This is a genomic window from Coriobacteriia bacterium, from assembly GCA_031292615.1.
Taxonomy (GTDB): Bacteria; Actinomycetota; Coriobacteriia; order Anaerosomatales; family JAAXUF01; genus JARLGT01.
This window is the reverse complement of the sequence record JARLGT010000004.1, coordinates 15162-33464: the sequence shown is the minus strand read 5'-3', so window position 1 is coordinate 33464 and position 18303 is coordinate 15162. Positions and strand designations below refer to the sequence as shown.

Here is an 18303-nt window from a genome sequence, read left to right as displayed (position 1 = left end):
CTGGATCGTGGTCAGCGGCAGCGCCATCGTCACGCGCGATGAGGAGCGCATCCCCGTGCAGGCTAACGAAGGCATCTTCCTGCCGGTGGGCTGTGTGCACCGGCTCGAGAACAATGGCGCGGTGGCGTTGCAGCTCATCGAGGTGCAGGTCGGCGACTACCTGGGCGAAGACGATATCGTGCGGCTCGAAGACGACTGGGCGCGCGACAGCAAGTAGCTCGCGCCCGGCCCTGCACCGCGACTAGCGGCCGAATACCCGGCGCAACCCCAAACCGGTGGTCTCGGCGAGCGCCTCGAGCACGATGCGGCGCGATATCTTCGACGCACCGTGCTGGCGGTCGATGTAGGTGATGGGCACCTCGGCGATCTCGATACCTGCCGAGACCAGCTGCCAGAGCACCTCGATGAGGAACGAGTAGCCCTCCGAGTGCAGCTCGTCAAAGCGCAACGCGCGAAGTGCGGCGGCGGAATAGCAGCGGTAGCCGCTCGTGCAGTCGTTGACCTGCGTGCCGATCATTGCGCGAGCGTAGCGGCTGCCACCCTGGCTGACGGCGCGCCGGATCGGGCCCCATTGAGCCTCGACAGCACCGCCGGCCACGTAGCGAGAGCCCACCACGAGGCCAGCTCCCGCCTGAGCGCGCTCGAGGAGGGCCGGGATGCGAGCGGGATCGTGCGACAGGTCGCCGTCCATCGTGAGCACGAAGTCGTAGCCGGCATCGCGGCACGACGTCAGGCCCTCGCGCGACGAGCGCGCGTAGCCGCGGTCGGACATGCGGTGCATCACCCGGAAGCGGGGTTGCTCGGCAGCGATCTGGTCGGCGATGTCGCCGGTGCCGTCGGGGGAGTTGTCGTCCACGATCATCAACTCGATGCCGGGCATCGAGGCGAGCACACGGTCTGCGAGCATGCGCACGTTGTCGGCCTCGTTGTACGTGGGGATGACCACTATCGCGCGCGGGCTGTCAGGAAGAACGGTGTTCACGAACGTGGCCTCTCGACGTCGCTGGCTGCCGCGCCAGTCTGGCAGATGGCGGTTCAGGGCAGCAAGAGCGCGTGCGTGCGCGTGGTCGCGGGACGCCGGAAGCCCTAGAATGCCGAGAGGCGTCGAGGCCGCGCGGCTGGCTGCAAACGCGAGCCATCCCGCAGCGCACATCCCAGCGACCAACGATCGAGGTGAGCAGTGCCCGCGGAAGCATCCAAGCCCAGCCTCACCAACGCCGACAAGGTCCGGGGGCTCTACGACGCCCACGGCGAGAAGCTCCGCTACCTAGTAGTCGGCGTGTGGAACACGGTCTTCTCCTACCTTCTGTTCTTGTTGGGCATCCGACTGTTCGCCAGCCCCCTTGAGGCTGCGACGCGTTTGGATCCCAAGATTGTCGCCATCATCATCCAGTGCGCGGCGTGGGTTCTTGCCGTGGTGCAGAGCACCGTGACGATGAAGTACATTGCATTCCGGTCGAAGGGCAACCTGAGAAAGCAAATCGCGCGCGCCTACGTCATCTACCTGCCCGCGCAGGGCCTGTCGATGGTGATTCTGTGGGTTGCGATGCTCGTGCTGACGCCGGGCCTGGGCAGCAGGTACGCTGCCATGGTCGGCCAGCTCTTCGCGGTGTTCGTGACCACGATCTTTAGCTACTTTGGGCACAAGTACTTCACGTTCCGCGTTCCCCTCGAAGTGGGCGCGGTCATCCCAGAAGAGATGTTGGATTCCGATACTGAGTAGAACAAGGGAGTTCGCCGCGATGGGTTTCTGGACCGACAAGCGGGTGTGCGTCACAGGTGGCGCGGGGTTCTTGGGCGGCTTTGTGGTCGAGGAGCTTGCTCGGCGTGGTGCCGAGCACATCTTCGTGCCCGAGCACTCCGAATACGACCTGGTTCAGCGCGACGGTGTCTTGCGCATGCTCTCGGACGCTAAGCCTGATGTCGTGATTCATCTCGCAGCCGTGGTGGGCGGCATTGGCGCGAACATGGCCAGTCCCGGCAAGTTCTTCTACGAGAATCTGATGATGGGCACGCAGCTGATTGAGGAGTCCCGACTCGCTGGCGTGAGCAAATTCGTGGCGCTGGGAACCATATGCGCCTACCCAAAGTTCGCATCGATTCCCTTCCGCGAAGACGCGCTTTGGGACGGCTACCCCGAGGAGACCAATGCGCCGTACGGCTTGGCGAAGAAGATGGCCCTCGTGCAGTGTCAGGCGTACCGGCAGGAGTACGGCTTCGACGGCATCTTCCTACTGCCGGTCAACCTGTACGGTCCGCGCGACAACTTCGACCTGGACACCGGTCACGTCATTCCCGCGATGATCCGCAAGATGATGACGGCCCGCGACTCCGACGAGACGGTGACGCTCTGGGGCGACGGTTCGCCCACCCGCGAGTTCCTCTACGTTGGGGACTGCGCCCGTGCTGTCGTGCTCGCGGCCGAGCGGTACGACGGCGCCGAGCCAGTCAACATCGGCGCGGGTTGGGAGATCAGCATCAAGGATCTCGCCGAACTCATCGCCAAGCATGTGGGCTACGAGGGTGAGATTGTCTGGGACACCACCAAGCCCAACGGCCAGCCGCGCCGCAAGCTCGACGTCTCGCGGGCGCGGGAGTACTTCGGCTTTGAGGCGGAAGTGCCTTTTGAGACCGGAATCAAGGCAACGGTCGACTGGTGGGACGCGAATCGGTAGGGTACGAGCAGCGCATTCGTTGAATGGCGAGCTTGCACGACTTTGAATGTCATACGAGTGACAAAGGCTAAGCCCTAAGAATGGAGAACATGGGACTCACATACCTCTTCAGGCGCGTCTGGAGCGAGCAACCGTTCCGGTTCTCGGGAGCCGTCTTGATGGCTGGACTGGCTGGAATCCTTGAAGGGCTGGCGCTTGCTGCGGTCGTTCCGATGCTGCAACTCGTTCAGTCTGGAGGGCAGGTAGCCCAGCCGACAGGGCGCACTGGGGCAGTGATCGCGTTCGCTCTGAGCATCCTCCACCTGCAGTTCACGTTGGTTGCGATGCTCGGATTCATTCTGCTTTTGCTCGTTGGTAGCCAGGTCGTGACTCTGATGCAACAGCGCTTTGTCAGCGGGTCGGTTGCACGTTTCGAGGCCAACCTGCGAAACCGTCTCTACTCGGCGGTCACGCGCGCTGACTGGCAGTTCTTCGTGTCACACAAATCTGCTGATGTGTCGACGGGAATCGTATTCGAGTGCATGCGGGCGAGCAGTGGCTATCTGCAGATGGTAATGATGCTCGGCACGATAATCACGGTGCTCGTGTACCTGGGCCTCGCCCTCGCCCTGTCTTGGCAGATGACGCTCGTCATCGCGATAGCCGGCGGCCTGCTCGTCGGGCTGCTTCGCGGGCGTGTCCAGCGCGGCTCTCGATACGGCGAGGCGATGAGTCATGAGATCGGGATTCTGGGCGCCGAGGCCATAGAACATGTCGCCGCAGCCAAGACCGTCAAGGCGTACTCGGTTGAAGAACTCACGATCGATCGCTTTGCTGGCATGGCCCACCGGCTGGCCAATCTGCAGTTCCGCAATCTGATGAATCAGGCGTGGCTTCGGTTCTTCTTCGAGTCCATCAGCGCCGTCGCAATCACGCTGGGCATCTACTTTGCCGTCGTCAAATTCAACATGCCTATGGCCTCGCTCATCGTGTTCCTCCTCATCTTCTACCGGATCTCCCCAAGGATTTCTAACATCCAGGCGAACCAGTCTGGTGCGCTGTCGCAGGTTTCGGCGCTCGTCACGGTCGACACGTTGACCGACGATGCGCTGAAATGCGTAGAACGTGGCGGCAATCTTGCCGCCCCAAAGCTGAAGCATGCGCTGGCGCTTGAGAGCGTAGAGTTTGGCTACGGTGCCGAGAAGCCTGTGCTGCACGGCGTCTCGCTCGAGATTCCGGCGGGAAGGACGGTGGCGATCGTTGGCCCTTCAGGTTCGGGCAAGACGACAATCGTCGACCTTATCTTGGGTCTGATCCGCCCGACCGCCGGGCGGGTGTCGGTCGACGGACACGCCCTGAGCGATCTAGACGTCGGATCATGGCGTCGGCGTATCGGTTATGTCGCACAGGACAGTTCGTTCTTCCACGCCTCCGTGCGCGAGAACATTCGGTTCGGTGCCGCAGATGCCACGGACGAGGAGATCGCCCGGGCCGCCAAGCTCGCCTTCGCCGATGGGTTCATCGCCGAACTGCCAGAGGGCTACGACACCATCATCGGCGACCGCGGCGTGCGTCTGTCTGGCGGCCAACGCCAAAGGCTGGCTCTCGCCCGGGCAATCGTTCGCAACCCGGATGTGTTGGTTCTCGACGAGGCCACAAGTGCACTCGACGCTGGTAGCGAGGAGAAGATCCAGCAGGCGGTCGATAGCCTGGCGGAGACCATGACGATCGTCATCGTCACCCATCGGCTTGCAACAGTTCGCGGCGCCGACCACATCTTCGTCCTCGAGAGCGGCGAGGTGGTCGAGTCCGGCTCGTGGGATGTGCTTGTCGCGAGTGGCGGCAGGTTCGCTCAATTGCAGTCAATGCAGAGTCTCAGCTGACGTGCGGGGGGCTCGGCGAGGGCGTCGCCGGACGGAGGCGTTCCTCGGCTTCGCTGCTACAATGAGTCGCTTGTCTGATGCCCCAGGGGCCCTCGAAGCGGAGGATGGATGAAGGTTGTGATTCTTGCCGGCGGTCTCGGAACTCGGCTTGCCGAGGAGACCGGCGTGAAACCCAAACCGATGGTAGAAGTCGGCGGGCAGCCCTTGCTCTGGCACGTCATGAAGCATTACTCGAGTCACGGCTTCAACGAGTTCTGCGTTGCGCTTGGCTACAAGGGCGACATGATCAAGCGCTACTTCATCGACTACTACCAACTCTTCGGCAACCTCTCAGTGGACCTCTCGTCGGGCAGCATGGAGGCCGACAACAGCGAGTGCGAACCGTGGACGGTGCACTTGGTCGACACCGGCGCGGGCAGCATGACAGGCGGACGTGTGTTGCGCCTCAAACGCATCATCGGCGACGAACGCTTCATGCTGACGTACGGCGACGGAGTCACCAACGCTGATATCGACAAGCTCCTGGAGTTCCACATGTCGCACGGCAAGATCGCCACGGTGACTGCGGTTCGCCCGCCGTCACGCTTCGGCGGAATCGTCTTTGATGGCGATAGGGTTGCAGACTTCACAGAGAAGCCCCAGATAGGCGAGGGCTGGATCAACGGCGGCTTCATGGTCTTCGAGCCCGAGGTGTTTGACTACATCGAGGACGACGCGACGGTTCTCGAAAAGGACGTCCTTGAGGCCTTGGCACGCGACGGTCAGCTCATGGCCTACCGGCATGAAGGTTTCTGGCAGTGCATGGACACGATTCGTGATGTGCAGCTGCTTCAGAGTCTTTGGGAGAAAGGCAGGGCCGAGTGGAAGACCTGGGAGTAACCTCCGAATCGCGGGCGTTCTGGCAAGATCGCCCTACCTTCGTGACTGGGGCGACCGGTCTGGTCGGCGGCTGGCTCGTCCGGCGCCTAGTGGCGCTGGGTGCCGACGTAACATGCCTGGTGCGTGACTGGGTTCCACAAAGCGAGATCGTCAGATCAGGACTCGTTGAATCGACCAACGTTGTGCGCGGGGACCTTCGTGACCAGGAGGTTCTTGAGCGCGCCTTGGGCGAATATGAGATAGACACCGTCATCAACCTTGCGGCGCAGACGATCGTGGGCATTGCGAACCGCAATCCAGTCTCGACGTTCGAGACCAATGTGGGCGGCACATGGGCGCTGTTGGAGGCGTGCCGGCGCAGCCCGAAGGTACAGCAGATCGTGATGGCCTCGTCTGACAAAGCATACGGCTCACATGATCAGCTTCCGTATGACGAGACCTTCGCGCTGCAAGGGCGCCACCCATACGACGTGAGCAAGTCGTGTGGCGACCTGATCGCGCAGTCCTACGCCGAGACATTTGGTCTACGCGTCGGCATCACGCGATGCGGCAACTTCTACGGTGGCGGAGACCTGAACTGGAATCGCATCGTCCCCGGCACTATCCGCTCGGTACTGCGCGGGCATCGCCCGGTCGTACGGTCAGACGGCGAGTACGTACGCGATTACTTCTATGTGGAAGACGGTGCCGCCGCCTACACGCTACTCGCTGAGCGCCTGGCCAAGGATTCGAGTCTCGTTGGGCAAGCCTTCAACTTCTCCAACGAGAGCCAAGTCACGGTCCTTGAGCTCGTCGACAAGGTACTCAGGCTGCTGGGATCCGGCCTTAAGCCCGACGTGCGCAACGAGGCCACGAACGAGATTCGTAATCAGTACCTCAACGCTGCAAAGGCGCGCACGCTTCTGGACTGGGAGCCTCTCTTCACTCTCGACGAGGGACTCGAACGCACTATCTCCTGGTATCGCGACTTCTTGGGGGCAGACCTGTGAGTAGCTCGGAACTCGAATGTAGATCGTGCGGATGCGGCGGCCTGCGGCCGATTGTCTCGCTCGGCGAGACGCCGTTGGCGAACTCGCTTCTGGCTGAGGCCGACCTGGACCGCGACGAGCCGAGATACCCACTCGATCTTGTCTTCTGTCCGCACTGCTCGCTCGTACAGATCACGCTGTCTGTGCCGCCGCAGCAGTTGTTTGGGGAGTACCTGTATTTCTCGTCCTTCTCGGACACGATGTTGCGTTCGGCCAAGGAGCTCACTAACCGACTCACGCTCGATCGTGCATTTGGCGCCGAGAGCCTCGCGGTTGAGATTGCGAGCAACGACGGCTATCTCCTTCAGTACTACCTTGAAGGGGGCATTCCGGTGCTGGGCATTGAACCTGCCGCAAACATAGCGGAGGTCGCGGAGAGCGAGCGCGGCATCCCCACGCTCGTGGAGTTCTTCACGAGCGAGTTGGCCCAGAGTCTGGTCGCCGAGGGGACCCGTGCCGACGTCATCCACGCCAACAACGTTATGGCGCACGTCCCTGATCTCAACGGATTCGTCGAGGGCATCGCGACGCTTCTCAAGCCGGACGGTGTCGCGGTTATCGAGGCGCCGTACGTGTGCGAGATGGTAGACAAGGCGGAGTTCGACACCATCTACCACGAGCATCTGTGCTACTTCTCGCTCACCGCGCTCAACGATCTATTCACGCGACACGGGCTGACCATCTCGGATGTCGAGCTGATCCCGATTCACGGTGGTTCGTTGCGAATCTTCGCAAATCCGGCGGCAGGACCGGACGGCAAGGCCGCAGTGCAGTCGCCCGACGTCACCAGCATGTTGGCCGCGGAGCACGAGTGGGGCATCCGCGATTTCGCCCCATACGAGCGATTCGCCGAGAAGGTCGTGAGCCTGCGCGCTGGCCTTACGAAGCTGCTCGCGAAGCTCAAGGACGATGGCGCGCGGATCGCAGCGTACGGTGCTTCGGCCAAGGGGAGCACCTTGCTTAACTACTGCGGCATCGGTGCCGAGACGCTCGACTACGTGGTCGACCGGAGCACCGTCAAGCAGGGCTACTTCACTCCCGGAACGCACCTGCTCATCCTGGCCCCAGAGAAGCTGCTCGACGACCAGCCCGACTACGTTCTGCTGCTCACATGGAACTTCGCCGAGGAGATCATGGGCCAGCAGGCGGAGTACATCGCGCGCGGCGGACGTTTCATTCTCCCCGTGCCCGAGCCTCGGGTAGTCTAGGACGGGAGTCGATTCGTGGTCCTCGCCGAGACTTGCGTTGAGGGAGTATTCGTTCTCGAGCCCGAGAAGGCGCGAGACGAACGTGGCTACTTCGCGCGCATGTGGAGTGCCGACGAGTTCGAACACGCCGGCCTTTGTTCGGCATGGGTTCAATCAAGCGTGTCCTTCAACACCCGCCGAGGAACGCTTCGTGGAATGCACTATCAGGTCGAACCTCACCGCGAGGTCAAGCTGGTCAGCTGCACAGCTGGTGCTGTCTTCGACGTGGTGATAGACCTTCGCGCCGACTCGCCGAGCTATAGACGATGGTTCGGTGTCGAGCTGACGGCAGACAACAGGTGCACCCTCTACGTCCCCGAGGGACTCGCTCACGGGTTCATCACGCTCGTGGACGACTCCGTGGTCGAATACCACATGTCGGAGTACTACCATCCCGACGCCGCCCGTGGTGTTCGCTGGAGCGACCCAGCTTTCGCTATCCAGTGGCCAGCCGAGCCGGCGATCATCAACGAGCGTGACGCATCGTACGCGGACTTCATGGACGCCTCATGAGCCGCGTGCTGGTGACAGGCGGGACCGGATTCATCGGTACGCCCTGTGTGTCGAAGCTTGTTTCGGCGGGGCACGAGGTCCACGTCGCGGCGTTGGGCGGGACAGCCGAGCCGGTGGCTGGCGTCACTTACCACGATGTAGACCTGCTCGATCCGAGTATCACGCGTCCGCTCACCGCGCAGGTGCGAGCGTCTCATCTCTTGCATCTCGCGTGGTACGTCGCGCCTGGCGCGTACTGGACTTCGCTGGAGAACATTCGTTGGGTGAAGGCCGGAATCGACCTTGCCGTGCAGTTCGCCGACGCGGGCGGGAAACGTGCCGTAATGGTGGGCACTTGCGCCGAGTATGAGTCGTCGGCCGAACCACTCCTGGAAGGGGTCACGCCCCTTCGTCCAGCGACGCTCTATGCGGCCGCAAAGGCTGGGCTCCACCTGACTGCTCAGGCTTACATGCGGGAGCGAAACGTGAGTTTTGCCTGGGCGCACCTGTTCTATTTGTTTGGACCGCGCGAGTATGACGCGCGACTCGTTCCTGCCGCCATGAGCGCGTTCTCAGCCGGCAAGCCGTTCGAGTGCGCTCACCCCAACGACGTTCGTGACTTCTTGTACGTCGATGACGTGGCCCATGCCTTGGCAATGCTTGTCGATTGCGAGGTCGAGGGGGACGTGAATGTCGCATCGGGTGAACCGACGACCATCGGCGACCTGGTGCGAGATGTCGCGACGCAGTTCCCGCGTGCGGAACTGGCGTGTGGACCCGAAGCGGCTCCAGCTTCAACTGCCATCGTGGGAGATTCAACGCGCTTGAGACGGGAAGTGGGCTGGAAACCGATGTGGACCCGCGAGGCGGCAGTGGCCGAGACGGTTGAGGCGTGGAGTACCCGGAAGAGCGAAGATAACTAGAGCCGCGTCGACAAGCAGCCGCAACCGTTGTCGATGGCCGGATTCGTATCGGGGCGTTCTGTCCCGAGAGGAGAGCTACCTCGAATGGTCGAGACCGGTTTGAGCACAGCCCAGATACGTCGTCTGACGCGCCGATTCCGACTTGGGTATCTCCTGACGAAAGTCCGGAAGCGGTGGCGTCGCGGCGGAGTCCGAGCGTTGCTCCGACGGCCTGGAGGCAGCGACGGAGTTCTCTCTGCCGACAGCATCAAGGTCGCAGTTGTGTACGCCTATCCCCTCCTCGGCGACCATTCGCACGTGGCCGCCGCCGAGCGCTTCGCGTCGTCGTACAGCGCACATCCTGCTCAGGCCGCGCACACCTTGCATGTTGTATATGGCGGCAGGGAGCCATCACCTCAAGAGAGTTCGCCGTTCGAGGAGATTGCGCACGATTCTGTCGTCCTCCAGGGGGCCGGGGAGAGCATAGGCGCGTTTGAGCACGCTGCCCGCGCAATCGACTGCGACATGATGGTCTTCCTCGATCCTGGCAGCTATTTCACCCATCCGGGCTGGTTGCGCCGAATGGTCGACATCTTCCTGCAGCATGGTTTGGCCTTGTACGGTGCATCGACGTCGTTCGATCCAGAGCCGCACGTTCGCGCGACTGGGTTCTGGTGCGACCCCGCGCTCGTTCGTGCATACCCCAGACTTGTGACCAGTGCTTGGGAGCGCCGGGCTTTTGAAGTGGGCGAGCTTTCGCTCACGCGACTTGCCCAGTCGGTTGGCGTACCTTGCCTGCTCGCCACCTGGGAGGTCGTGGCGTCTCAGAATGTCTGGGGTATCGTCCCGAACACGTTCGAGCGAGGCGATCAACGCGACGCCTTGGTTCGCGACGATGCTTTCGACGAATACGAAGCTATGGATGGAACGGCGAGGCAACTGGCTCAGCGGCGGAACTCTGCCAGTCGCAAAGGAATCGGTTGGTATACCAAGGAGACTGTAACTAACCCTCTCTATGAGGTTGGTGAGTACAGCTACGGCACGCCGCTGATAGGCGCATACGGAGACGGTGCAAGGCTGCGGATAGGGCGTTTCTGCTCTATCGCCGCGGAAGTGCAGATCCTCTTAGGCGGTAACCACCGACCGGATTGGGTCACCACATATCCGTTTCCCGCAGCGGTTGCGGATTGGCCAGAGGCTGCGGACATTCAGGGCACATGCTCGACAAAGGGCGACGTCGTGATTGGCAGCGACGTTTGGCTCGGGCATGGAGCCACAATCCTATCCGGTGTCACAATCGGCCATGGAGCCGTTGTCGGCGCCAAAGCGGTTGTGGCGAAGGACATCCCCCCGTACGCGATTGCGGTCGGCAATCCAGCGCGCGTCGTAAAGCTGAGATTCAGCGAAGAAACGGTTGCCAAGTTACTGGCGACGTCTTGGTGGGACTGGCCTGTTGAACGAATCCACGAAACACTCCCTCTGCTTTGCAGCGGTGCAGTAGACGAGTTTCTGGCCGCCGCCGCGAAAGCCGACTGATTCCAAACCCCCGTCAGCTCAGATCCGAAGGGCCTTAAATGCGCTTCTCGATTCTGCTTCCCACGCGCGAGCGGCTTGAACTCCTCAAGTACGCGGTGCAGTCGGTGCTTGACCAGGACTTTCAGGACTGGGAAATCGTCGTCTCGGACAACGCTTCGGAGCAAGACGTGGCCGGGTTCCTTAGCGAACTTGGCGATCCACGTGTCGTCTATCTACGCAGTGACACTCTCCTGACCGTGACGGACAACTGGAACCGTGCGCTTGAGCACGCCTCGGGTGATTACGTCCTGATGCTCGGCGATGACGACGGTCTGATGCGGGGAGGCTTGTCGTCGGCCGACAGCCTGCTCCGCACTCACGACGACCCTGAATTGCTCTACACGGATGCAATCCAGTATTTCTATCCGGGAGTGCTACAGCAGGGCACTAAGCCCTTCACACGGTTTGGGTACGCCGAGTTCCTAAATGGGCAGACCGAGCCTTTTTGGCTCAGCCACGATGAAGCCATGCATGCACTGAAAGGCTCTCTCCGATTCAAGGTCGTGTATCAGTACAACATGCAGTACTCGTTTGTGAGTCGTCAGTTGATCCAACGCCTCGCCGACAAAGGGCCCTTCTTCCAGTCGCCCTATCCGGACTACTACGCAACCAATGTCGCCTTCTTGATGGCTGACCGCCTCTTGGTCTGCCCATGGCCACTCGTCGCAGTTGGAGTGAGCCCGAAGTCCTTCGGGTTCTTCTACTTCAATCAGCGGGAGGAAGAGGGCGTCGACCTCCTTCACAACATTCCTGAGAAGGCGCTTGCTGATCGGGTGCGCTCAGTGGTGCTACCCGGCACGGACATGAACACATCATGGCTTCTCGCCATGGAGGCGCTGGTGATGAACTACGGTGCTGAATACCGCCTGAACGCTTCGCGGCGGAAGTACCGGTTCAACCAATTCCGGGCGATGTTCGCAAGTCTGTATCCACGCACCCGATTCCTGCAAGCGTTGTCCGAGTACGCAACGTGGAGCGAACGGATCTTCTGGTTCGGATTCCTCGGCTATGCGGTGGTCGCAAAGCTATTTGGCCGGCGTAGAGCCGAGCGCATCGTTGAGGGCACGCTAGCGGCGATAGCCGACTCGTATCCGCAGCCGATTGACGACAGGCATCACGACGTCGGATACGCGAACCTCCTGGAGTTCGTCCGGGCTGAAGACCCGCGCGCCCTCGTTGGACTCACGAGCCCAGACTCATAGGTCCGCCACGCCATCACTCAACCAGCACCGGATCTCGCCGATGCTCACCTTGCGCCGCGACCAGACATCGCGCCGCTTCGCCCAACCCATGCGGATGCCCTCGGCCATAGGGGACGCTTGTCGCGACAGGTCCTTGATGAGCCCCGGAATGAGGTGCCATTTCGAGGGGCGCAATGGAAGTGTGTCGCGTAGCACCACGCGATACAGGCAGTAGAAGAACGAGCGCAGCGGGAGGTCTTTACTCGCAACGAACCAGCGGTTGCGGATGTCGAGACGCGCCAGCCGGTCGGGAAGGTACTGGTCGCCAGTCGACCGGAACTTGTGGTAGACACGAGCGCCCGGGATATACAAGCAGCGCTTGCCCGCAATCAAGGCTCTCAGGTTGATGTCCGTATCCTCATGAATGAGGTAGAAGTCCTCGTCGTAGAGCCCAACATCGTCGAAGAAGTTCCTGCGGTAGACGACGGCGCCTCCACATGCGCCAAGCACCCGCTTGGGCTCGCTGAACAGTTCTATGGGCTGGCACCAGCCGCGGTTGGCCCCAGACACCTCCCTCAGCGAATACACGTCGCCTGCAGCGTTTGTGAGCTCGGGCTCGTAGTACAAGATCATCAGCGACGCGCCGAAGTCGAAATCGGGGTGTTCATCCATGGCGCTCACAAGGGCGCCGAGCCATTCTGGGTCGAGCCGCACGTCGTTGTTGAGCATGATGATGTACTCGCCGCGCGCCGCCCGAATCCCGTCGTTGGCGCTGGCGCTGTATCCCTCGTCCTGATCGTGGACGATGACGGTGGCTTGGGGAGCGTGAGTGCGAATCCATTGCACGCTCTCGTCAGTCGAAGCATTGTCGACAACGACGATCTCGTAGTCCTCAAACGACTGCGCCGCCAGGCTGGCGAAACACTCCTCGAGATGCCGCATGCCGTTGCGATTGGCGATGACAACCGACGCGCGGGGTGGTGCCTGCGGCATTCGAACCTCCACGGAGCTTGATGATCGGGAACGCTAGGCACGCCATTATAGTATGCGATGCCACTACCCTCCGCGCCGCGTGGGGCCGAACCGCGCGGACACCTCGCGGGCATGGTGAAGTCTGTAGAATGGCTTTGGGCTTAGCGCGACGTCGGACTAGAATGCGATGACCGCTGCCGACGGAATCGACCGAGAAGAGCACTCCAGTGACCAAGCGCGCACTCATCACCGGTATCACCGGCCAAGACGGTTCGTACCTCGCCGAGCTTCTGCTCGACAAGGGCTACGAGGTCTTCGGCCTCGTTCGCCGCGCCGCGACACCGTCGACCGAGCGCATCACGCATATCCTCGATCGCGTGAACCTAGTCGTGGGCGAGATGACCGACCAGACATCGCTCCTCGATGCGATGGATGCGTCCCAGGCCGACGAGGTCTACAACCTTGCTGCCCAGAGCTTCGTCGGCGACTCATGGACGGTGCCGATCTCGACCGGCGACGTCGACGGTCTCGGCGTCACTCGAATCCTGGAGGCAATCCGCCGAGTCAAGCCGGAGGCACGCTTCTACCAAGCGGCCACGAGCGAGATGTATGGCAAGGTCCACGAGATTCCTCAGTCTGAGACGACGCCATTCCATCCTCGCAGCCCCTACGGTGTGGGTAAGGTCTATGGCTACTACATCACGCTGAACTACCGTGAGTCTTACGGCATGCATGCCTCCAACGGCATCCTCTTCAACCACGAGTCGCCGCGCCGCGGCCTTGAGTTCGCCACACGCAAAATCACTGACCACGTCGCACGCATCAAGCTGGGTCAGGCCGACGAGTTGCGACTCGGCAACCTCGATTCCAAGCGCGACTGGGGCTTTGCCGGCGATTACGTCGAGCTCATGTGGCGCATGCTGCAGCAAGACGAGCCGGACGACTACGTGGCGGCCACAGGCGAGACCCACACCGTCCAGGAGTTCTGCGAGATCGCGTTCGACCACGTCGATCTCGATTGGGAGAAGTACGTCGTCGTCGACCAGCGCTGGGTTCGCCCGGCTGAAGTCGAGCTACTTCTCGGCGATGCGACCAAGGCCAAGACCAAGCTGGGCTGGGAGCCTAAGGTTGGTTTCCGCGAACTCGTCGAGATGATGGTAGACGCCGACTTGCAGCGTCACTCTCCCGGCGGCGTGAGCGGCTCGGCCCTGTGACGCACTCCGCGCTCATAACCGGGGCGGCTGGGCAGGACGGCCGCTATCTGGCTGAGCTGCTGCTCGGACGTGGCTATCAGGTGTATGGGATGGTAGGCCCGGATCCCGGCGAATACGCATCATGGGTTGCCGCTCGCGGCCCGATGATGACGCCGGTCGAAGGGGACCTGACCGACCGCAACTCAATCGATGAGCTGATGCGCAGCTGTGCGCCGCGCGAGGTTTACAACTTCGCGGGGATGTCCTCGGTCGGAGCGTCATGGCATGCGCCCGAGCTCTACATGGAGATCAACGGGCGAGGTGTCGTGCGCTTGCTCGAGTCGATGGAGGCGTTTGCGCCCGCGGCACATATGGTGCAGGCGTCCTCGGCGGAGATCTTTGGCGACCCTCAGCACTCCCCGCAGAACGAAGACACGCCCGTTGCACCGACCAACCCGTATGGGGAGTCCAAGCTGATGGGCCACGTCGCCGTGCAGCAGGCCCGTGCACGCGGTTTGCACGCTTCAAACGCCATCTTTTACAACCACGAGTCGCCAATGCGTCCGGTCACGTTTGTGACCGGCAAGATCGCCGACGCGGCAGCTCGGATCAAGCTTGGACTGGCGTCTGACGTCCATCTAGGAAACCTTGACGTCGTGCGCGACTGGGGCTTTGCCGGTGACTACGTCGAAGCGATGGCGCGCATCGCTTGCGCCGAGAGACCAGGCGACTTTGTGGTCGCCACGGGTGAGGGCCACACCGTGCGCCAGTTCGCGCAAGTGGCATTTGCGTATGTGGGACTGGACTACGAGCGGTACGTGGTGGTCGATCCGGATTTCTTCCGCGAGGCCGACGCCACTGCGCTGGTAGGAGACTCCGCGCGTATTCGCACGCAGTTGGGTTGGACTCCGGCGATGGGATTCGATCGACTCGTAGAGATGATGGTCGATGCTGCGATGGAGCGCCTGAGCTGACGTCCTAGTAGGATTCCGCGCTGTCTTGAAAGAGCTGATTCATGGCCCCCCACGTGACCATCGTTATCCCCAACTGGAATGGTGAAGAGCATTTCGCCGAGTGCCTCGCGACACTCTCCGAGCAGACATACACAGACTTCGACATAGTCGTTGTGGACAACGATTCGAGCGACGGTAGCGTTGCGTGGCTCAAAGAGCACGCGCCGGACATCCAGCTCATAGAGCGCGCTGGGAACGACGGGTTCGCAGCGGCCGTAAACGACGGAATTCGGGTCGCGACGGGGGAGTACATCGTGCTCCTGAATAACGACACGGCCGCCGAGCCCGCGTGGCTCGAAACACTTGTGGATGCTCTGGAGGCGTCAGCCTACGATTTTGCCGCGTCGCTCATGTTGTTCTACGACGCGCCGGAACTGGTGAATACGGCTGGCGACGTCTTCTCGCTGTGGCATCTCGAGGGGCGCCAGCGGGGTGCTCGCAAGAACCGCTCGGGCTACACCCAGCGCCAAAGAGTGCTGGGGGCGTCCGGGGGTGCTGTCATGTACCGCCGCTCGTTCTTCGATGCAGTGGGTCTCTACGACGAGGACTTCTTCGTCTTGCATGAGGACACCGACATCAACTTGCGGGCGCTGATTGCGGGGATGCGCTGTGTGTACGTACCCGAGTCTGTCGTGCGCCACAAGGTCGGCTCGGCGATCAAGAAGCACCCCAATCCGCGGATGCGTCGGATATCCATGCGCAACCAGTTCATCGTCCTGGGCAAGAACTTGCCCGCTGTGCTTGCCCCATGGGCGTTCGTGTCGTGGTTGTGGCTGAGTTTCAGGAATACGATCCCACTTCGGCCGGCCATGTGGCGGCTCATCCCCCAGCGCGTGCGCGAATACCAAGACCTCTTGGACGCCCAGCGCGAGGGACTCAACCTAGGCCTTTCGAAGCGGGCCGAGGTCTGGTCGCGGCGACGGGTGGGACGAATGGCTGTCCTGCGCTGGTTGCTAAGTGGTGTTGGACGCGCATAGGGCGCGACGCGAACAGAACGCGCGGATAAGACCGCTACAGCATGCCGAAGCGGCGCGCCACGTTCCCGAGCCCGCGCCGCATACGCCGCAGCGGGTTAACGCGCATAACCTGGGCAAACGCTGCCGAGCGAGCAGCATGCTCCGCCGAGCCGAGCGTGCCTGCGTCGAACAGCGCGTGCACGTCGCCGGCCCACTCGCAGCGCAGAAACGCGCCGCGCGCCGCATCCATGTCGCTGCGGGCCTGCTCGGCGAGCGACGCGAGCAGCGCCCGGTCGTCGTAGAGTCGCCGCAGGCCAGCCGCCGCCTCGACGCCGTCAGGCTCCATCCAGTACTGCCCTTCGCCAACCACCTCGGGCGCGTAGCTGGGGTGCGCTGACTCCACCGGTGTTGGGTTGCAGCCGACCAGGATCGAGTTCTCGGCGGTCATGAAGTCCATGTTGCCGGACCATGCAGTACCGAGCACAACGGTGCCAAGCGACATGGCCTCCATCAGGTTGAGCCCCAGGCCCTCGGCGCGGTGCAGCGAGAGCAAGACGTCGGCGCTCGCATTCAAGCTCAGCACGTCGCGGTAGCTCATGGACTCTTCGATCACCAGGATTCGGGGGTCCGACTCGGCTTGCTCGCGAAACTCCTCGAGCTGTCCCGAGAACTCGCGGGCGCCTCGGCGATCCGTCATCTTGACCACGAGGCGCACCTCGTCCGGGCCGAGGTCGCCGAACGCCTCGCGAAACGCCGTCACACTCGCGAATGGGTTCTTGCGCTCGAAGCCGCTGCTGGCGTCCATCACCGTGACGCACACGAACGCCGACTCCGGCATGCCGAAGCGCGCGCGATCGGGTGCGACTCCATCCGGGAGGAAGACCGCCTGCGGGTAGTGCACGACGTTCGTCTGGGGGCAGCGCGTGCGAATCGCCTCGGCGATGAAGAGCGTGGGTGCGAGCACCATGTCCATCGCCGAGATGAACTCGGTCCACAGGCCTTCGGGAATGAGCGGCAGCTCCCAGAACGGAACCAGAATGCGGAGGCGGTCCGGGGCCCACGTGCTCGCCGGCGTCTCAATCGCGTAGGAGTAGACGTCGGTGGGGTTGGTGTGGAAGAGGCTGATGGGAAACGTGCCGCTCGGCGACGCACAGGCCAGCGAGGAGTAGGTGTCGTCGTGGCCGGAGCGCCCTCCACCTGCGTCGATGTCGACCACGCACGCGTCGACGTCGTTGGCGCGCATCGCCAGCAGCGTGTTGCGCGCGGCCACCGCGAGCCCGAAGTTGCCGGTGACGTGGCCGTAGAAGTTGATGCCGAACGCAGGCTGCCGATCGTTCATGTGGGGGAGCGCTCCGAAGTCGTCGAGGTGGTACGTTGCCCTTGGTAGTATGGCATGATGCTTCGAGCGGCAAGGCCGCCTGTGAGCAGCGCTACGTGGCGAAGGAGTCAAAGCCTCAACATGAAAGCCATCATCCTCGCTGGCGGAGCCGGCACGCGACTTCATCCAATCACGCGTGCAACCTCCAAGCAGCTGCTTCCCGTCTACGACAAGCCGATGATCTACTATCCGCTGTCCGTGGTCATGCTCGCCGGCATTCGCGACGTGCTCGTCATCAACACACCGCACGAGCAGGAGCAGTTCAAGCGGCTCTTGGGCGACGGGTCGCAGTGGGGGATCCACATCACCTACGCCATTCAGCCCACCCCCGGTGGCCTCGCGCAGGCGTTCATCATCGGCGAGGAGTTCCTTGAGGGCGGTCCCGCCTGCCTGGTGCTGGGCGACAACATCTTCTATGGCAGCAACCTCGCCGAGATGGTGCAGAGCGCACGCGTGCTCGCTTCTGAAGACGGCGCCGTGGTCTTCGGCTACCAGGTTCGCGACCCCGAGCGCTACGGCGTGGTCGAGTTCGACGCTCAGGGTCTGGCGCTCTCTATCGAGGAGAAGCCCGAGCACCCCAAGTCCAACTACGCGGTGACCGGACTGTACTTCTACGACTCCCGCGTGTCCGAGATGGCCAAGCGCGTGACGCCCTCGGCGCGTGGTGAACTCGAGATCACGACGCTGAACAACATGTACCTGGATGACGGTACGCTCCGCGTACAAGTCATGGGCAGGGGCATGGCTTGGCTCGACACCGGCACGCCTGAGTCGCTTCTTGAAGCCGCGTCGTACGTGCAAATCATCGAGAAGCGTCAAGGCCAGAAGGTGGCCTGTCTCGAAGAGGTCGCTCTCCGGATGGGGTTCATAGACAGGGCCACCATGCTTGCCGCAGTCGACGGAACGTCGTCGGACTACTACCGCTACCTGCTCACTCTGTAAGGAGCAAC

Annotated in this window: 18 protein-coding genes; 15 read left to right on the top strand and 3 right to left on the bottom strand. The window is 62.3% G+C overall.

The window, feature by feature from the left end:
- A partial coding sequence (locus tag P4L93_00255; protein ID MDR3685384.1) for a phosphomannose isomerase type II C-terminal cupin domain occupies positions 1-217 on the top strand: 217 nt, incomplete at its 5' end.
- Between the two features lie 24 nt (positions 218-241).
- On the opposite strand, the gene P4L93_00250 is transcribed toward P4L93_00255, so the two are convergent.
- Positions 242-982: a polyprenol monophosphomannose synthase gene (locus tag P4L93_00250; protein MDR3685383.1), complete on the bottom strand. Its 741-nt coding sequence runs from the start codon at positions 980-982 to the stop codon at positions 242-244.
- Between the two features lie 198 nt (positions 983-1180).
- Here P4L93_00250 and P4L93_00245 point away from each other — a divergent pair, with 198 nt between their 5' ends.
- The 10 genes from P4L93_00245 (at position 1181) to P4L93_00200 (ending at position 11862) form a co-directional block, all read left to right on the top strand.
- The gene (locus P4L93_00245; GenBank protein MDR3685382.1) at positions 1181-1723 is read left to right on the top strand and encodes a GtrA family protein; all 543 of its coding nucleotides are present in this window, start codon (positions 1181-1183) and stop codon (positions 1721-1723) included.
- Positions 1724-1742: 19 nt separating this feature from the next.
- The gene (locus P4L93_00240; GenBank protein MDR3685381.1) at positions 1743-2675 is read left to right on the top strand and encodes a GDP-L-fucose synthase; all 933 of its coding nucleotides are present in this window, start codon (positions 1743-1745) and stop codon (positions 2673-2675) included.
- Between the two features lie 89 nt (positions 2676-2764).
- Positions 2765-4537, top strand: a complete 1773-nt coding sequence (locus tag P4L93_00235) for an ABC transporter ATP-binding protein (GenBank protein MDR3685380.1) — start codon at positions 2765-2767, stop codon at positions 4535-4537.
- Between the two features lie 108 nt (positions 4538-4645).
- Complete coding sequence (gene rfbF, locus P4L93_00230) at positions 4646-5416, top strand: glucose-1-phosphate cytidylyltransferase (GenBank protein ID MDR3685379.1); 771 nt, start codon at positions 4646-4648, stop codon at positions 5414-5416.
- Between the two features lie 41 nt (positions 5417-5457).
- The gene (locus tag P4L93_00225) at positions 5458-6405 is read left to right on the top strand and encodes a GDP-mannose 4,6-dehydratase (protein ID MDR3685378.1); all 948 of its coding nucleotides are present in this window, start codon (positions 5458-5460) and stop codon (positions 6403-6405) included.
- The gene (locus tag P4L93_00220) at positions 6402-7652 is read left to right on the top strand and encodes a class I SAM-dependent methyltransferase (protein MDR3685377.1); all 1251 of its coding nucleotides are present in this window, start codon (positions 6402-6404) and stop codon (positions 7650-7652) included. Before P4L93_00225 ends, P4L93_00220 begins: the two co-directional genes overlap by 4 nt.
- Positions 7653-7667: 15 nt before the next feature.
- Positions 7668-8204 carry a dTDP-4-dehydrorhamnose 3,5-epimerase gene (gene rfbC, locus P4L93_00215; GenBank protein MDR3685376.1) on the top strand — a complete coding sequence of 179 codons (537 nt, stop codon included), beginning with the start codon at positions 7668-7670 and terminating at the stop codon, positions 8202-8204.
- Positions 8201-9106, top strand: coding sequence for an NAD(P)-dependent oxidoreductase (locus tag P4L93_00210; GenBank protein MDR3685375.1), 906 nt, complete (start codon positions 8201-8203; stop codon positions 9104-9106). The genes rfbC and P4L93_00210 overlap by 4 nt, the downstream gene beginning before the upstream one ends.
- Positions 9107-9403: 297 nt before the next feature.
- The gene (locus tag P4L93_00205; GenBank protein ID MDR3685374.1) at positions 9404-10621 is read left to right on the top strand and encodes a CatB-related O-acetyltransferase; all 1218 of its coding nucleotides are present in this window, start codon (positions 9404-9406) and stop codon (positions 10619-10621) included.
- A 38-nt stretch (positions 10622-10659) separates the two neighbouring features.
- Positions 10660-11862 (top strand): glycosyltransferase family A protein, encoded by a 1203-nt coding sequence (locus P4L93_00200; GenBank protein MDR3685373.1) that lies wholly within the window; start codon positions 10660-10662, stop codon positions 11860-11862.
- Here the strand turns inward: P4L93_00200 and P4L93_00195 are convergent.
- A complete protein-coding gene (locus P4L93_00195) occupies positions 11857-12834 on the bottom strand; it encodes a glycosyltransferase family 2 protein (GenBank protein ID MDR3685372.1) in 978 nt (325 codons plus the stop codon). The two genes, P4L93_00200 and P4L93_00195, sit on opposite strands and share 6 nt — an antisense overlap.
- A 206-nt stretch (positions 12835-13040) precedes the next feature.
- Here P4L93_00195 and gmd point away from each other — a divergent pair, with 206 nt between their 5' ends.
- The 3 genes from gmd to P4L93_00180 are packed head-to-tail and all read left to right on the top strand — an operon-like array spanning position 13041 to position 15996.
- Positions 13041-14027 carry a GDP-mannose 4,6-dehydratase gene (gmd, locus tag P4L93_00190; GenBank protein ID MDR3685371.1) on the top strand — a complete coding sequence of 329 codons (987 nt, stop codon included), beginning with the start codon at positions 13041-13043 and terminating at the stop codon, positions 14025-14027.
- The gene (locus P4L93_00185) at positions 14024-14980 is read left to right on the top strand and encodes a GDP-mannose 4,6-dehydratase (GenBank protein ID MDR3685370.1); all 957 of its coding nucleotides are present in this window, start codon (positions 14024-14026) and stop codon (positions 14978-14980) included. The genes gmd and P4L93_00185 overlap by 4 nt, the downstream gene beginning before the upstream one ends.
- Positions 14981-15021: 41 nt before the next feature.
- Entirely contained in the window at positions 15022-15996 is a 975-nt protein-coding gene (locus tag P4L93_00180; protein ID MDR3685369.1) for a glycosyltransferase family 2 protein, read from the top strand.
- Between the two features lie 34 nt (positions 15997-16030).
- Here the strand turns inward: P4L93_00180 and P4L93_00175 are convergent, their stop codons facing one another.
- Positions 16031-17314: a glycosyltransferase gene (locus P4L93_00175; GenBank protein ID MDR3685368.1), complete on the bottom strand. Its 1284-nt coding sequence runs from the start codon at positions 17312-17314 to the stop codon at positions 16031-16033.
- 120 nt (positions 17315-17434) lie between these two features.
- On the opposite strand from P4L93_00175, the gene rfbA reads away from it, so the two are divergent.
- A complete protein-coding gene (rfbA, locus tag P4L93_00170) occupies positions 17435-18295 on the top strand; it encodes a glucose-1-phosphate thymidylyltransferase RfbA (GenBank protein MDR3685367.1) in 861 nt (286 codons plus the stop codon).
- Positions 18296-18303 lie beyond the last annotated feature (8 nt).